Below are 15,904 nucleotides of genomic sequence, written 5' to 3' on the forward strand. Positions count from 1 at the left end.
AAAATTATGAAGGAAGAATATGCCTTTTTCACCTGAAAAACGAAAAGACACTATCAGCGGTATCCTCTTTGTAGCGATCTTTGCTGCAGCGGCAACATTTATCTCAGATTTCCCTGCTGTAAAAGCACTGGGTATCTCTCCTCTTGTTATCGGTATCGTTATCGGTATCTTCTATGCAAACACCCTGCATAACAAAACGCCGGAAGCATGGCAGGGAGGGATCACATTCTCGGCGAAAAAGATCCTTCGTTTTGCGATCGTCTTCTACGGGTTCAGATTGACTTTCCAGGAGATCATTGATGTAGGTATGGCCGGATTCCTTGTTTCACTGATCATGCTCGCTTCTACCTTTATCCTCGGTACATGGCTGGGGCACAAGATCTTCGGTATGGAGAAGGACACCTCTATGCTTACCGCTTCAGGTGCATCGGTATGTGGTGCGGCTGCAGTACTGGCGACAGAGCCTGTACTGAAGTCTGAAGAGTACAAAGCGGCGATCGCCGTCTCTATGGTTGTACTTTTCGGTACGATCTCGATGTTCCTCTATCCGGTACTCTACACGGCGATCATAGAACCTGCTGCGGGATTCCTTCATATGACGGCTAAGGAGTTCGGTATCTATGTCGGTGGTACGATCCATGAAGTGGCTCAGGTTGTGGCTGTACCAGCCTCTGTACCCGGTTCACCGAAAGAGATGGCAGATGCGGCCGTGATCGTGAAGATGACAAGGGTTATCATGATCGCTCCGATGCTGATCATCCTTGGTATCTATCTCAGCTATAGTGCAAAAAAAGAGGGTGGCGCAAGCGAAAAAGTGAAACTTGTGATCCCTTGGTTCGCCGTCTACTTCATCGGTGTGGCTGGGTTCAACTCACTTCACCTTGTCCCTACAGATATCGTAAGCGTGATCAACGAGATCGACACTTTCCTACTTACGATGGCAATGACTGCACTAGGTATGGGAACACGTTTTGCGAAGTTTAAAGGACTGGGACTCGCACCGATCTATACAGCATCAGCGATGTTCGTATGGCTGGTAATCGGTGGATTTATCGTGACCAAAGCGGTCTGTTCGGTATTTTAATACCTCTTCTTCCCTCATGATCCTTTCGCCATGAGCGGACGGATCAAACTCACAACATCCCCTCTTCATCAAAACTGTAATACCCCTCCCTTGAGAGGATCAGATGGTCCAGCAGTTCGATCCCGACCATATCTGCCACCTCTTTGAGACGCCGGGTGATCCTTTTGTCCGCATCGCTCGGAATGAGCTGCCCGCTCGGGTGGTTGTGGGCGATGATGATGGAAGCGGCACGGTCGCATATCGCGTCGGCGAAAACCTCTCTGGGATGAACGAGTGACTGGTTGAGCGTTCCGACGAAGACCACGCGCTTTTCTATAATGTGATTGGCCCCGTCAAGGGTCATGACGATAAAGTGCTCCTGCTTTTTATTCACATAGGCAGCTAGCTCCCTGTGAACATCTGCTGCCGAGGTGATCTTGATGTTCTGTTTGATCAGGTAGCGGCGGCTCAGCTCGATAGCGGAGAGTATCTGCATCGCCTTGGCATCCCCCAGCCCGTGGATCGCCGTGAGCCTCTCCAGGCTCAGACCTTCAAAGTCACTCTCAAAGATCTTTTCGATCTCTTTGGAGAGCTTGATCACATCTTTTCCCTGTGTCCCGCTTCCAAGCAATACCGCCAACAGTTCATATGATCTAAGCGACTGGGGCCCTTTTTCAAGAAGTTTCTCTCTGGGTTTGTCAAACCTCTGTAGCGTATGGATCAGTGACATCTATCGCCTCCTTCTGTAACTTAATGCTTCAAGCATATCGGCTCTCTCTATCCTCTCGTGTCCGTTCAGGTCAGCGATGGTCCGCCCCACTTTCTTGATCGAAGCGATGGAGCGATGGGAGAGCGCGAACTTCTGTATCGCACCCTCAAGTATCTTTTCCGCTTCACTCTCCAGGATGCAGTAGGTTTCTATCTCCTCTTCGCTCAATTTACCGTTGAGTCTTTCCTGCCCGCGTGCTTTCTGACTTTTGAATGCGTTGAGAACAGCGTGGTGCATCTGGGCAGATGTGATGTCACTCCTATCCTCGCTGCTCACCTCCTGCATCACGACAAAAAGATCGATCCTGTCCAGGAACGGATCGGAGAGTTTGTTCTGGTAGCGCTTGATCTCCATCTCGCTGCAGCGGCACGGTTTGCTCTTGGAGAGCAGGTTGCCGCACGGACAGGGGTTTTGTGCTGCTACGAACATGATATCTGCCTCATACTCGATCTTCGCATTGACCCTGGCGATATGTACTCTCCTGTCCTGCAGGGGCTCCCTCAGTGCTTCAAGGACCTGCTTGCTGAAGTGGGGCAGTTCGTCGAAGAAGAGGATCCCCTTATGCGCCAGGGCCACCTCACCGATCTTTGCCTGTATCGAACCTCCGCCGAATACGGAAGCAGAGGTTGCAGTATGGTGTGGGGCCCTGATCGGTCTGATAGCAGAAAAATGGGGTGTCATCCCATCGAGAAACTGGTGCTTGGCAATGGAGAGTATCTCCTCTTCTGTCAAAGGCGGAAGGATATCTTTGAGTCGTTTGGCGATCATACTCTTCCCGCATCCGGGGCTCCCCTCCATAAGGAAATTATGCATCCCCGCTGCAGCGATAAGAGAGGCGCGTTTGGCGATACGCTGTCCTTTCACATCACTGAAGTCACTCTCATACTTTTTTTCATAGTAGTAGGGTATCTCGTCCAGAATAAACTTTTCACTCTGATAGTCAAAGCGCTGTGTATTGGCTTCAAATGTGCCTTCATTAAAGATCCTGATCGCTTCATCCAGCGTCTCTACCGTGATGAACTCCACACCGGAGATATGCGAAAGATAACCGATCGCCTCTTTGGGTACGATCGCCCGCTTGATGACTCCTTGTTCTTTGAGCGAAAGGATCAGCGGAAAGAGCATGGAACTTGTTTTCACCCTGCCGTCCAGGCCGAGTTCACCGAATACATAAAGCCCCTCTTCATCAATATCGGTTTTGTGCAGTGCGATCAACAGTGCAATGGCAAGGTCGATATGCGTGCCTTTTTTGGAGATATCCGAAGGACTGAGGTTTACCGTCACTTTCAGCGGTGGAAAGGTAAAACCGTTTGTAAGAAGTGCCGACTTGCAGCGTTCTTTTGCCTCCTGGATATCACTTGATGCCAAGCCAACCACTGAAAATCCGGGTAGCCCCTTGGTAAAGGTTGCTTCTACCTCTATCACCTGCGCATTCACCCCCTCTATAGTCGCACAGGTCAGTCGGTTGACGATCACATCTTTCTTTGCGTCTGCTTTTGGTGGAGTACCACTATCTGCTTTTGCATTCATAGGATTAGTGTGGCACAAGATGGCAGAAAGTTTGAAAAAGATGTCATATTGTCATATTTTTAAAAAACAGATCTATTGTTATACATCCGTCCAAAACTTGTACTATAATATCAACTTCTAGACTTGATCACAAAGGATGAAACTTGAAATATATTGAAAATGCAATGAAACTTGCCAGACAGAGTAACTGCCAGTCAGATACTACATTCTTTCAGGCGATCGAAGAGGTACTCACCTCCATCAAACCTTTTTTGAAAAAGAACCCCCAGTATTTTGAACACAATATTATTGACAGGATCATCTATCCAAACAGAGAGATCCGCTTTAAGATCGAGTGGCTGGATGATAACAATCATATACAGGTCAACAACGGTTACCGTGTACAGTTCAACAATGCCCTGGGACCCTACAAAGGCGGCGTACGCTTTCATCCCTCTGTCACTCCTGACATTTTAAAGTTTCTTGCGTTTGAGCAGATCTTCAAAAATGCAATTACCGGGCTGCATATCGGTGGAGCAAAAGGAGGAGCGGACTTTGATCCTAAAGGAAAAAGCGATCAGGAGATCATGAAATTCTGTCAGGCATTTATGACAGCCTTCTATAACAGTATCGGAGAGGATATTGATATTCTGGGGGGAGATATCGGTGTAGGCGAACGCGAAGTGGGATACCTCTTTGGTCAATATAAAACGCTGACCAACAGCTATGACAGTATTATCACTTCCAAGCCAATTTCCCTCGGTGGAAGCAAAGGGAGATCCTCTGCTACTGGATATGGTCTCATCTATTTTACTGAAACGCTGCTTGAAGATATGGGGGAGACACTCAAAGGGAAGATCTGTACGATCAGCGGCAGCGGCAATGTAGCGATCCATGCGATCGAAAAACTTTATGATGTCGGTGCCATCCCGGTAACATGTTCGGATTCCAAAGGGACGATACACGACCCTAACGGTATCGACCTTGCCTTGCTTAAAGAGATAAAACTGAAAAAACGTTCCTCACTGGAAGCCTATGCAGAAGAGCGTAAGGCAGCCACGTATGTCAAAAGGGAGGATTACCAAAGCGGAAGCTATGTATGGGAAGTCCCGTGTTTTGCCGCCTTCCCCTGTGCAACACAAAATGAGCTAAGCGGGGAGAGCGCACAGAAGCTGATCGATAATGATGTCAAAATCGTTGCGGAAGGAGCCAATATGCCTACTACGCCCGACGGTATTGATCTCTTTATGAAACATAAGATTCTCTTTGCTCCGGCAAAAGCCGCCAATGCAGGCGGTGTTGCAGTATCAGTTCTTGAGATGAGTCAAAATAATTCTCTCAGCTACATGAGTGCCGAAGAGATAGATGAAAAACTGAGGGGGATCATGTCAAAGATCTTCAAAGATATCAAAAAAACCTGTGATGACTACTGTTTGGATATGGATCTGGCTTCAGGAGCAAATATCCTGGGCTTTAAACGTGTTGCGAATGCAATGATCGCACAGGGGGTATAAAATAGTGCAGGAGAGAAAAGAGAAGTTATAGACTACTCTTTACTCCTTCACTCTAAGTTAAGAAGCTTTTTGGCGTTTTTTCCACTCTTTTTCGAAACGTTTACGTTTTGTGAACGAGAGCTTCTCTACGAAAACCTTTCCATCCAGGTGGTCCATCTCATGCTGCATCGCAATCGCTAAAAAACCGTCATCTTCAATCGTATGGGTGTTGCCGTCTCTGTCCCTATACTCTACTTTGACAGCTTTATAACGATCTACATCCTCATAATATCCGGGAACGGAAAGACACCCTTCCTGGTATTTTGTAGAGCCGCTCTTTTCTATGATCACCGGGTTGATCATCTCCAGCGTATTCTCTTTGAGCTGCAGATCGTCTTCATTGGGCTCATTAATGATCAGCACTCTCTGATCGACGCCTATTTGTATTGCTGCTAGCCCTACACCGTTACTCTGCACCATGGTCTCAAACATATCATCCAGTAGATCATGCAAAGCACCGTCGAACAGTTCTACCTCTTTGGATATAAGCTTCAGTCTCTTGTCCGGGTATACAACTATCTCTCTTACCATCTTATGAAAAACTTTTTTCCAGTACTTTATCGATAAGACCGTACTCTACAGCCTCTTCTGAAGACATAAAGAAGTCTCTATCTGTGTCTTTTTCTATCTTCTTCAGTGTTTTACCTGTCTGTTTTGCCAATATCTCATTAAGCGTATCTTTCAGTCTCTGGATCTCTTTTGCCTGGATCTGAATATCTGTAGACTGTCCCTGTGCCCCGCCCAGCGGCTGGTGGATCATGATACGTGCATGCGGAAGTGCATAACGTTTACCCGGTGTTCCTGAAGAGAGCAGGAAAGCACCCATAGAGGCAGCCTGTCCCATACAGATCGTTACGACATCAGGTTTGATGTAGTTCATCGTGTCAAACATCGACATCCCTGCCGTGATCACACCGCCCGGAGAGTTGATATAAAAATAGATATCCTTGTCAGGATCCTGCGCTTCAAGAAACAACATCTGCGCAACGATCGTAGATGCTACCTGATCGTTCACCTCTCCGCTTAGCATAATGATACGGTCTTTAAGAAGACGTGAATAGATATCGTACGATCTTTCACCTCTACCTGTCTGCTCTACAACATATGGGATATAACTCATTTGGTCACCTTTATTAAGTATATAGTTAAATATATTACTAAAAAACTAGTTAACTATACACTAAAACTATTAATAGTATTTAAAACATAATGGAGTTAGGGGATTCCACCTCATACCGAGGTGGAATCAAAAGAAGAGATTAGTCATCTAGTCCAAGAAGTTTACCAAAGAGTTTATCTTCGATCATTCCCATTTTCACTGCAGGGAGAAGATTGTGCTCTTCGTAGTACTTGATGATCGCTTGTGGATCTTGACCAGACATCATCGCTTCATAGTAAAGTGCTTGAGATACTTCCTGATCTTCAACTGTTACACCCTCTTTTTTCGCAAGTTCATCTACGATGAATGTCGCTTTTACGCTTGCTTCAGCATCAGCTCTTACCTCATCACGAAGTGCTTCTACTTTTTCAGGATTCTCTTTGTACTCGTTAAGTTCTTCCGGAGTCATCTCTTGTGCTTTTTGGTTGATCTTTGCATCGATCTCTTGCTCAACGATGTTGTTTGGCAATGCAAAATCAAACTTCTCAACCAATGCTTCAACGATTTTCGGCTTAAGCTCTGAGTGGTAAAGTTTAGAGATATCTTCTCTCTCTAGTTGTGATTTGATTCTCTCTTTGAGTGTTTCAACCGTTGCACCCTCTTCTCCGCCAAGAATTTTTTGTGCCAACTCATCAGTAAGCTCTTCAGGTACCTGCTCTTGGATCTCATGAAGTGTTACTTTGAATTCTGCTTCTTTTCCAGCTAGGTCAGCTGACTGGTACTCTTCAGGGAAAGTGACTTTGACTGTTCTCTCTTCCTCGTACTTCATACCAACGATCTGATCTTCAAATCCAGGGATGAACTGGCCTGAACCGATTTTAAGGTTGAACTTCTCTGCTTTACCGCCTTCGAATGCTTCACCGTCGATGAAACCTTCAAAATCGATAAGTGTCATATCACCTTCTCTTACCATTCTTTTTCTTTTGATCTTCACCCATGGTGCCTGCTGAGTAAGGATCTCTTCGATCTTCTCATCGATCGCTTTCTCTTCAGCTTCCGGCTTCTCGAATTCCGGCATTACCTCTTGGTAACCTTCCGCTTCAAATTTAGGTCTGAGTGAAATTTCGATCTCAACATCGATATCATTCTCACCTTTTTCATACTTTTTAAAACCAGGCTGACCGATCATATCTGCTGCAGCGATCTCCGCTTCTTTAAGCCCGGCATCCATAAACTCTTTGAGTGCTTCACCCTCAGCGTCTTGCTGTAGTTTCTCTCCGTGTAGGCTTTTTACTACGGATACAGGTACTTTACCCGGTCTGAAACCGTCTACTTTTACCTGCTTAGCTGCTTCTTTCGCAAGCTTATCAACATTCTTTTCAATCACTTCGTTGTCAATTTTACCTGATACGATAGTGTTTGCATCATCAACTTTTTTCACTGTAATGCTCATTACATTCCTTTATCTTAATACTAAAATTCCGTGATTTTATCTAAAAAACGATAAAAAATGAATATATCGCGGGAAAAACGCTTTTTTCAACATGCTTTAAGCAGTCAGAATAAAAAGGTGTTCCTCCTCATCCGAGAACTCCTCTCTTCTCTCCAAAAGATAGCTCTATATCTCCTCCAGGTGGATAGTTGCCCCTATGCCTCCCGGTATATAATGGGTACCGAAATAGTGCGCAAACATAGTGATCGCCCTGTCACCGCTGCAGTGTGTTGGAGAGACATAAGAGACACTGTTTTTTTCAAGCTCTCTGATAGTCTCCTCGATCTCTTTTTTGCTGCTATACATCAGATGGAATCCTCCGACAGCCAGGTAAATCGGCTTTTCAATGATCTCCGAGGCATGCCGGACAATATTGGCAATGCCAAAGTGTCCGCAACCGGTGATCACCACAGATTTTTCACTCTTGATGATCAGAGACTGCTCGGGAACCTCTTCTCCCAAAAGCCCGGTGGTATAGAGCCCGTCAAAGAGTTTTTGCGGCTGCTCTCCGATCACAACCACCTCTTTGGCCAGTGCACGAAGATCACGTATGAGATGCTTGGAGAGGCTCTGAGGCACAAAGAGTGTCAGATCGGGGTTGAGCTCCAGTACAGAGTCGATACCTCCGATATGATCCCAGTGTGCATGAGAGATAAAAAGATACTCTATCTCTTTGATATCGATACCCAGTGCTTTCATATTCTCAAGCAGTACCCGTCCGTTGCTTCCCGTATCAAAGAGAAGACGGTACTCCTCAAGATAGAGACTGAATCCCCAAAGTGACCTGAGGAGTTCACCTTGATCATTGTAGTTGTCAAATATAATCTTCATAGATTCTCCTCCATTGATAACAGGGCCTTCTCTATGCCTCTTTGCTTTTGAGTCTAAGACTCAGATAGATCGCCACAAGCAGAAGGAAAACCGTGATCAGATAGATAAAGGTATAACTCTCCAGCAGGCTCAGAAGCACCCCTCCCAGAATAGGGAAGAAGAGCCCCAATGAAGTGATATTGACCTGCAGAGCCGCATAGACAGGTCTTTTATCTTCAGGCGCGATCTCGATCACCAGGTTCATATCACTGATCTTAAATCCGTCAAATGCGATACCGAAGAGGAAAAAGATCACCATATAACTCACCAAAGATTCGGCAAAAAGCGCGATGACAAAGGCCAAAAGCATCATAAAAAGGCTCAAAGAGAGCATCCTCTCATAATGGTGTATTCTCCGCCACAGGAACATGCTTCCGATGATACTTCCCAGCATCTGTAGTGTGATGAAACCTCCGAGCATCCAGCCTGTCAGCTCATGTGTCGCATTGGCATTCAGGATCACGAAAGGCATAGCCAGAAAATAGCTGTACCCCAACAGGATAACGATGATCTGGTCTCTCAACCGTTTGTCGCTTTTGAGTATCTTTCCTGCATTGACCACAAAGGAGCTGAAATGCTTCTCTTTGACAGAGACATTCTCTTTGACAGGTTCGCTGATCGTTCCGAAAGCAACAAATCCAACCGCCATAAAAAGACTGCTGATAATAAAAAGGGAGGCGTAGTTGAGCGGTGCTTCATACCAGCTGAGCACATACCCTGCTACACCCCCGCTGATGATCGATGCCACCGCCCCGGCGATCTGGCGGTTTGCCATCGTTTTACCGCGATACTTTTTGGTGAAAAGTTTTGCCTGAAGCTCTTTAAAATAGATCGCACCGAATCCGGCACTGAAAGAGAAGAAAAAGAGCCCGAGACCTATAAAAAAGAGCGTCAAAGCAGGATTTTCATCCCCAAGGAAAAGGATACTCAGACCCACCATCAACCAACTGAGAAAACGGAAAAAGAAAACCTTTCTAAGATAGGGTAAGACCCGTACATAGGCCTGTGCATGGAAAGCAGCATAGAGCTGTACCACCACTGCACCGCCGCGAAGCAGTGAAGCAAAGATACCTACGATCAACGCACTGTCGCTAAAGTGGTGCACCATCAGAGGCAAAATGGTCGAAGGCTCGGCAATCGTCACTCCGAGTGCCAGAAAAAAGGCATGGAGGACATTCTTGGTATTATTTTTGGGGTCGTCGAGTCTAAACATTAAATCTGTACAAACCTATCATCTGATTTTTTCTTCCTTATTTCTTCCTGGGAGGATGTCATCCATCCTGATCTTACCTCACCCTCTACCTTGTCAAAATTCTCGATATAGGGTTTGATATCCAGAAGCGGTGTACCGTCCAGCACATCCACCCCTTTGATCGTAACGATATTCCCCTCGACTTTCACAAGTTCTACCACCGAAAGCCCAAGACTGTTGGGGTGCATCGGTGTTCTTGTGGAGAAGACGCCTCTTGGCGTATGGGTTTTGTCATTGAAAGGGACGACACTGAGCTTGTGTTCTTTCACCTTATGAAAATAGTAGATCAGATAGAGATGTGAAAAACCGTCAAGATCTTTCAACCCCTCTTCATAGACCTTGTCGAACTCTATCGTCGCGTAAACCTCTTTTGCCCCTTTGGGCTGCACCGGCATATCAACCAGTTCACAAAAGGGAGAACGTATCGTTGCAATGGGTTTGAGTTCAAACATTACGAAGCAGCCGTCATAAGGGATCTGATGGCGCACTCTACCTTGCCTGGGATATCTTTACCCTTCAGGTCCATGAAATCGATCTGGATCACATAGACCCTTTCTCCTTCAACCGTCACCTTGAAATGCAGATACCCCGCATAGAGTTTGCTCTTTGGTGTTTTCTTGCCCGGATCACCCTTGTCATTTTCATAGACAAAGTAATCGACAACGACCGGAATATTGCTTTGCACTTCGGCATCCCTGTAGGTGGCTATCTTCTCGTTGACCATCTGATCCACCGCTTTCATATCCACATACCCAAAGAGTCTGCTCTCCATATACTGTGCTTTTTTGGCACGGGAGAGGAGTTTGTAATTCCCCCTCTTCAATGCATTCTGCGCCTCTTTCATCAGCGCCTGGTCATAGACCCGCTCAAAGACGGTACCCTGCTTGTGACATGCCAGTCTCGCACTCTTTGCACTGCTTTTCGCCGTATTCTCAAACCCTACTTTCACCAAAAAAGCAAGAAATATAAAAGCGAGGATCGCTCCGATATACTTCATCATCTACCTCCGTTCATCAATGTACCGAACAGGTCCCGTTTCCGCTGCTCTTTTCCAGTTTGCCTGCAAGCAACAGCTCGACAGATTTCTCTACTGTCGGACTCTCCTGGTCAAAATAGAGATCCAGCCCTGCTTTGGCAAAACCCTCTGCGGGCGATCCTCCGATACCGCTGACCACCATGGCATCCGGCTTGAGTGCCATGATATTCGCCACGGCATTACCGCAGGCACCGCCGCTATGTCCCGGATTCAGGACGGACTCAACATCTGCGATCCCATCCTCATCGAGTGTAATAATCGTATAGTATTTCGCTTTACCGAAATGCGCACCTCTCTGACTTAAAAACCCCATATTCTCATCTGTAGGAAATACAACTCTCATTTTTTTCTCCTTCTTTCTTGTTATTTTATCAAATTCTGCCGTTTCTTAGTGGTGGTGACTGTGGCCGTGGTGACCTTCTCCATGGTGATGGTCATGATCATGGTCATGGGAGTGTCTCCCTTCATGATGCTTGATGATATCCTGCATTTTCGTATCATCAAGCATATCAAGTTCACCGTCCGCAAACTTTTTAATCAGGTCATTCAGAAGGATTCGCTCAAAACCGCTGTGGTAGATCTTTATCCCTCCATGTTGCTGTATCATCTGATAGGGAGAGATTCCCATCTCCTGCATAATGACCGTATCGACCCCTTCATCGGCAAACCACTGTATCACAGCCTGTCCTCCCTGTCCGGGGTTGGCTTTGATCTCTACTTTTCTATCTTCTATAAAGGCAAACCATTTTGCTTTTCCGAAAAGCGGTGCCACTGCTGGGTTCTCTCTATTCATTTTTACCGGTATTGCTATTTTCATTTTTAATCCTTTCTCTATTAAAATAATGTATATCTGAAGTGAATAAAACTCAGGATCTCTTCCATATCCTGAATCACCTGTTCCATGATCACTGCCTCGTCTCTGCCGCTGAAGAGACGTGCCATAAAGTATCCGTTGGTCAGACCTATCGTCACCCTGCCGTCACTCTTTTCATAGACTGCAATGCCCAGGGGCATATTGACAGCCATAAACTTGCTCTTGTCCCTGCTCAACATCTCTCCTGAGAGTTTGCCGTTACAGAAGTTGATGATCTTGACCTTTCCGACATCCTCTCCGCCATGTTCAAGTATCTCTTTTTGCTGATCAATGACGCCGGTGACATGCCACCCCTCCTGTTTGTTGATACGGTCCTGAAGCATCTGTACCGTTTTATCAAAACTGTAGGGAACATTCACCTCGTTGAAGAACATCGTAGGGGCTGCCGTCTTAAATGCGGACCCGGTCACAAAGATACTCACTACCAAACCTAAAATCATTCCTATCAATAGTGTTCTTTTTTTCATTACGCTTCCTCTGAAATACAAATTTTTTCTGCTCTGCACGCTTCAATGGTTTTGAAGGTGACAAATCCGACAACCAAAGTTGTCAACGTGATTAATAGTACCGAACCCGTATAGGTCACACTGTTGCGAAATACCATATGCATCATTAACGTCGCAATCGTCACTGCCGCCAGCGGGAACGTGTAAGCCCACCAGGAGATGAAGAACTCTTTGGTATCGAACATACGTATCATAAACAGCAGCAACAGCAGCGTAAAGAGTGCTACTGCATATAAGAACATGCTGAAGATATCGACACTCCCGTTGGTGATACGGAAATAACTGATCAGCCCTACTGCAGGCGGTGCAATAAAGATAAAAAAGGTAGGTATCAGTTTCTTCGCCAACGGGTGGTGAAAGACGATACGATAGAGCATAATGGTAAAGAGCACGATCCAGAAAAAGAGTCCCACCGCAAAAAAGAAGAGTGAGACATAGATCGGTGCTGCATCCACGCCTACCACAGGAACAAGTACGTTACCTACAATAGGGATAAACCATGCCGGGTTGCTGTGTACCACTTTGAGCTCATTATGGATCCAGTAGCGGATGATAATCACTGTAAAGAGCAGCTGCAGCGGTGCTCCGATATACCACAGAAGTATGGAGAGCATCGGCGAATAGTCATAGTAGGCGATAGAGAGCAGCAGAAAACTGATCGATATCGCTGCCATAAATGAGCTTTTGATAGGGTGGTAAAACTCTTTTTTGACCGCCTCTGGATAGAGAAGCCATTTAAACATATAGGTACCGAATATCCCCACAAAAAGCAGCGTATCGATCACCAGCAGCGTCATATAGATCCCGTAAGGCATATCGATCAGGTGATACGCTTTTGCAAAAACGATCGCTAATCCGGAAATCCCCATTATCATGGCAAAGAGCTGTACGGGAAAGTGCTCCAGCGATCTTTTATTTAATTCCATTTTGTTCTCCTTGATAGACTTCTTTTGCGATAGAGAGCGCTTTTCTATGCAGCAGTGCATCCGCGATCTTACGATGGGCACGCTCGATCATCCGTGAGAATGTCGTACGTGAAATCCCCATACGGTCTGCACACTCCTGCTGGTAAAGCCCTTCAAAGTCACTGAGACGGATCGCCTCCATCTCATCCTCATCCAGTACGACTCTCTCAAGCAGCTTTCTTTCTATACCACACGGTTTAAAGCAGACTTTCGAGTGATCCTGAGCGATCGTACGCTCTACTCTTTTCTTTCTCATTATAAACCTTATTTATAATTTTAATAATTATTATTAATAGTATATTAGCGAACATATGTTCGTTTGTCAAGTCTTTTGGATAAAAATTATTCGTGATATAATGGCGGATGCAAAAAATCCACCGTAAAATCCATGCCTGGTACCAAAGCTGCGGACGCCATACCCTGCCGTGGAGAAATACCGATGACCCCTACTATATCTATCTGAGTGAAGTGATGCTGCAGCAGACTCAGGTGAAAACCGTACTTGATCGGTACTATTTTCCTTTTATAGAGCGTTTTCCTACACTCAAAGCACTGGGAGAGGCAAAACTGGATGAGGTACTGAAAATGTGGGAAGGGCTCGGCTACTACAACCGCGCCCGAAATCTCCACAGCACAGCGGCACTTGTCAGTGAGCTTCCCCGCGAAATCGATGCACTGATCCAACTTCCCGGTATCGGCAAGAACACTGCCCATGCCGTGGCTGCCTTTGCATTCCGTCAGCCCGTACCGATCATGGAGGCCAATGTCAAACGTATCCTCTGCCGTCTTTACAGACTCGAGACGCCCAAAGAGAAGGAACTTTGGGAATATGCTTACAGACTTGTAGACAGAGAGAATCCATTTGACTATAACCAGGCGATGATGGATATCGGTGCAACGATCTGCCTGCCTAAAAATGCACAGTGTGATCTCTGTCCGCTGGAGAGTATCTGTCAAGGCAAAGTTGCCCCTCAGCGTTACCCCATAAAGAAAAAACGTACCGTCCCCACACGCGAACAGCATATTGTGATCCACAGCTATGATGGCCGTCTTGCGCTTTCTCAGAGAAGCGGAAAGTTTCTGCATGGGCTTTGGGGATTTGAGAGTATGGAGGTACCTCCGTGTGCTGCGGAGTATCTGGGTGAGGTATCCCACATCTATACACATTTCAAGCTCAACTGCAAAGTCTATCTTTACTATGAGAGCGCTCCCGAAAAGACAGACTATTTTACTCCCGATGAGATCAGAGAGCTGGCGATCTCCAAAGTGGATGAAAAGATACTTAAAGTGTTGGATAGAGAAGTAGAGAGACTCTGGTAAGCATCTCTACCTTGGGGAGTTAGTTCATTGTTCTTTGAGACAATGACATTTCGATCAGCGGAAGGATCTCTTGGCTTTTGTCCTGACCATTGATCTTGAGTGTTTTAGGCGCATACTCCAGTTTCGTCGAATAGACACCGTTTTCAAAACGCATCATCCCTTGCATGACAGCCATATCAAACCCCATTTTAGCCTGCTGTTGCTCTTGAGGTGACGGGTTGAGCGCGAAATGTTTTTCATTGATGTGCAACTCAGCATTCACAGTGAGGTACTCCAAAGGTTTTTGCTGAAGATATGCAACCATCTCCTCCACATCACCCTGCAGGGCTTTTCCTACATATCCTGCAGATACGCTTATCTTTGATGTTGCATTATCTTTGGTCGTAAGATCCATACCCACACTCAATTTGGTTCTCTCTTTTATCAAGAGGGCCTGAAATGCTTCCTTTGCAGCCTGAGCAAAGGCTTCTTGGGCAAGTTCGGCCTTCTGCTGCGCTTCTGCAACTTGACTCTGATCCTGCAGTTCCATCACGGCATAGAGACTATCGAGAGCCTCTGTCTGTTTCTTGTTAAGCACTTCAACCTTTTGAAGTACCTCTACGCTGATCCCATTCCATTGGATAGAAAAATTCACCTGCTTGGCAATCTCTTTCGCTGTTGGACTCAACTGCTCAAATCCCTCCTGGTTCAACTGCATATCGATAGCCGTCATAAACAGATTCTCATCTTCGCGTTCGGTTTTTACATCCATCATGAAGTCCATCTCCAGCGGCTGGGCCAGCGCATCCTGTTCTACTCTTACTTTGCCTACTTTAAACACGCCATCACCTAAAAGATATTTCCCTTTCAACATATCTTTCATCGCTACATGAAGGGTAATATCCTGGGCCGTAGCAGTGATGCCATTCCCCTCCAAAGAGATCTTCGGCAAGGTAACATCAAAAGAACCGAGCAGCGTCTCTATATCGACCACGCCACTCCCCACAAGCGATGCGATCTCAACTTTTTCACCTTTCTCTATAAGTGTAACCGCATCGGAATGCATATCCACTTTGAGCCTCTTGTCAAAAGAGAGGATCTCGGTAAGATGGAGTGTGATATCTTCAGGAACCCTTTCCAAAAGATTCTCTTTGAGCTTTCCGGCCACTACCTCACTTGCTTTCATCTCTGCATTGAATTTTGCAAATCCGATACCAAATCCGTCTTTGTAGAAGACCGGCCCATGTTCTACTTTATACTCTAGCTCCACAGGTAAAGAGATGAACTCTGCATAGACGTCTGCCGCTGCCTTCCCCAGACGATCCTTATCGAGATGAACCTCAAGCTTCACATCAGAGGTGAAAAAACTGCTCTGCACCTCTGTCTTATAGAGTATCCCCTGGGACGCATACACCCTGTTTAGCCTCTCTATATACTGCTCAAATTCACCTTTGAAGACATTGGAGATATAGGCGGTCAACCCCAACCATCCCAATACAATAACACCTGCGATTGTCACAATTTTTTTCATTCAAAATCCCTTTTAAAATAGCATATTATTCTATCCAAAGAATGCCTATAGCTAGTTAAATACGATTTTTGATACAATACGCCAAG

General features: G+C 45.9%; 18 protein-coding genes. 3 read left to right on the forward strand and 15 right to left on the reverse strand.

The features are described 5' to 3' along the window. The first annotated feature begins 19 nt into the window (after nucleotides 1-19). The gene (locus AC4JOV_RS12860) at nucleotides 20-1,084 is read left to right on the forward strand and encodes a YeiH family protein (RefSeq protein ID WP_229937190.1); all 1,065 of its coding nucleotides are present in this window, start codon (nucleotides 20-22) and stop codon (nucleotides 1,082-1,084) included. Nucleotides 1,085-1,133: 49 nt separating this feature from the next. Here the strand turns inward: AC4JOV_RS12860 and radC are convergent, their stop codons facing one another. Both radC and AC4JOV_RS12870 read right to left on the reverse strand, forming a co-directional pair. Beyond that, entirely contained in the window at nucleotides 1,134-1,793 is a 660-nt protein-coding gene (gene radC / locus AC4JOV_RS12865) for a RadC family protein (protein WP_229937189.1), read from the reverse strand. Continuing rightward, nucleotides 1,794-3,362 carry a YifB family Mg chelatase-like AAA ATPase gene (locus AC4JOV_RS12870; RefSeq protein ID WP_229937188.1) on the reverse strand — a complete coding sequence of 523 codons (1,569 nt, stop codon included), beginning with the start codon at nucleotides 3,360-3,362 and terminating at the stop codon, nucleotides 1,794-1,796. A gap of 143 nt (nucleotides 3,363-3,505) precedes the next feature. Between AC4JOV_RS12870 and gdhA the strand changes: the two genes are divergently transcribed. Then, on the forward strand, nucleotides 3,506-4,855 hold the full coding sequence (gene gdhA, locus AC4JOV_RS12875; protein WP_256444104.1) for an NADP-specific glutamate dehydrogenase: 1,350 nt from the start codon (nucleotides 3,506-3,508) through the stop codon (nucleotides 4,853-4,855). Between the two features lie 57 nt (nucleotides 4,856-4,912). Here gdhA and def read toward each other — a convergent pair whose 3' ends face one another. From def to AC4JOV_RS12935, 12 genes are all read right to left on the reverse strand, one after another. Beyond that, complete coding sequence (gene def / locus AC4JOV_RS12880) at nucleotides 4,913-5,425, reverse strand: peptide deformylase (protein ID WP_229937187.1); 513 nt, start codon at nucleotides 5,423-5,425, stop codon at nucleotides 4,913-4,915. 1 nt (nucleotide 5,426) lies between these two features. Continuing rightward, nucleotides 5,427-6,014, reverse strand: coding sequence for an ATP-dependent Clp endopeptidase proteolytic subunit ClpP (gene clpP / locus AC4JOV_RS12885; protein ID WP_229937186.1), 588 nt, complete (start codon nucleotides 6,012-6,014; stop codon nucleotides 5,427-5,429). A 139-nt stretch (nucleotides 6,015-6,153) separates the two neighbouring features. Further along, nucleotides 6,154-7,446, reverse strand: coding sequence for a trigger factor (gene tig, locus AC4JOV_RS12890; protein ID WP_229937185.1), 1,293 nt, complete (start codon nucleotides 7,444-7,446; stop codon nucleotides 6,154-6,156). Nucleotides 7,447-7,611: 165 nt separating this feature from the next. After that, on the reverse strand, nucleotides 7,612-8,316 hold the full coding sequence (locus AC4JOV_RS12895) for an MBL fold metallo-hydrolase (protein WP_229937184.1): 705 nt from the start codon (nucleotides 8,314-8,316) through the stop codon (nucleotides 7,612-7,614). A 31-nt stretch (nucleotides 8,317-8,347) separates the two neighbouring features. After that, nucleotides 8,348-9,568 carry an MFS transporter gene (locus tag AC4JOV_RS12900; protein WP_229937183.1) on the reverse strand — a complete coding sequence of 407 codons (1,221 nt, stop codon included), beginning with the start codon at nucleotides 9,566-9,568 and terminating at the stop codon, nucleotides 8,348-8,350. Continuing rightward, complete coding sequence (tsaA, locus tag AC4JOV_RS12905) at nucleotides 9,568-10,059, reverse strand: tRNA (N6-threonylcarbamoyladenosine(37)-N6)-methyltransferase TrmO (RefSeq protein WP_229937182.1); 492 nt, start codon at nucleotides 10,057-10,059, stop codon at nucleotides 9,568-9,570. The genes AC4JOV_RS12900 and tsaA overlap by 1 nt, the downstream gene beginning before the upstream one ends. Continuing rightward, nucleotides 10,059-10,607 carry a hypothetical protein gene (locus AC4JOV_RS12910; RefSeq protein WP_229937181.1) on the reverse strand — a complete coding sequence of 183 codons (549 nt, stop codon included), beginning with the start codon at nucleotides 10,605-10,607 and terminating at the stop codon, nucleotides 10,059-10,061. The genes tsaA and AC4JOV_RS12910 overlap by 1 nt, the downstream gene beginning before the upstream one ends. 13 nt (nucleotides 10,608-10,620) lie before the next feature. Further along, nucleotides 10,621-10,986: a NifB/NifX family molybdenum-iron cluster-binding protein gene (locus AC4JOV_RS12915; protein ID WP_229937180.1), complete on the reverse strand. Its 366-nt coding sequence runs from the start codon at nucleotides 10,984-10,986 to the stop codon at nucleotides 10,621-10,623. Nucleotides 10,987-11,031: 45 nt separating this feature from the next. Continuing rightward, complete coding sequence (locus AC4JOV_RS12920) at nucleotides 11,032-11,460, reverse strand: NifB/NifX family molybdenum-iron cluster-binding protein (RefSeq protein ID WP_229937179.1); 429 nt, start codon at nucleotides 11,458-11,460, stop codon at nucleotides 11,032-11,034. Between the two features lie 17 nt (nucleotides 11,461-11,477). Further along, on the reverse strand, nucleotides 11,478-11,984 hold the full coding sequence (locus AC4JOV_RS12925; protein WP_229937178.1) for a DUF302 domain-containing protein: 507 nt from the start codon (nucleotides 11,982-11,984) through the stop codon (nucleotides 11,478-11,480). Beyond that, nucleotides 11,984-12,949: an SLAC1 anion channel family protein gene (locus AC4JOV_RS12930; RefSeq protein ID WP_229937177.1), complete on the reverse strand. Its 966-nt coding sequence runs from the start codon at nucleotides 12,947-12,949 to the stop codon at nucleotides 11,984-11,986. Before AC4JOV_RS12930 ends, AC4JOV_RS12925 begins: the two co-directional genes overlap by 1 nt. After that, nucleotides 12,936-13,244 carry a DUF134 domain-containing protein gene (locus AC4JOV_RS12935; RefSeq protein WP_229937176.1) on the reverse strand — a complete coding sequence of 103 codons (309 nt, stop codon included), beginning with the start codon at nucleotides 13,242-13,244 and terminating at the stop codon, nucleotides 12,936-12,938. Before AC4JOV_RS12935 ends, AC4JOV_RS12930 begins: the two co-directional genes overlap by 14 nt. Before the next feature lie 107 nt (nucleotides 13,245-13,351). Between AC4JOV_RS12935 and AC4JOV_RS12940 the strand changes: the two genes are divergently transcribed. Continuing rightward, a complete protein-coding gene (locus tag AC4JOV_RS12940) occupies nucleotides 13,352-14,308 on the forward strand; it encodes an A/G-specific adenine glycosylase (RefSeq protein ID WP_229937175.1) in 957 nt (318 codons plus the stop codon). Nucleotides 14,309-14,327: 19 nt separating this feature from the next. On the opposite strand, the gene AC4JOV_RS12945 is transcribed toward AC4JOV_RS12940, so the two are convergent. Beyond that, on the reverse strand, nucleotides 14,328-15,818 hold the full coding sequence (locus AC4JOV_RS12945) for a DUF945 family protein (protein WP_229937174.1): 1,491 nt from the start codon (nucleotides 15,816-15,818) through the stop codon (nucleotides 14,328-14,330). Nucleotides 15,819-15,904: the final 86 nt, after the last annotated feature.

Source organism: Sulfurovum sp. MH2-6 (assembly GCF_058374785.1).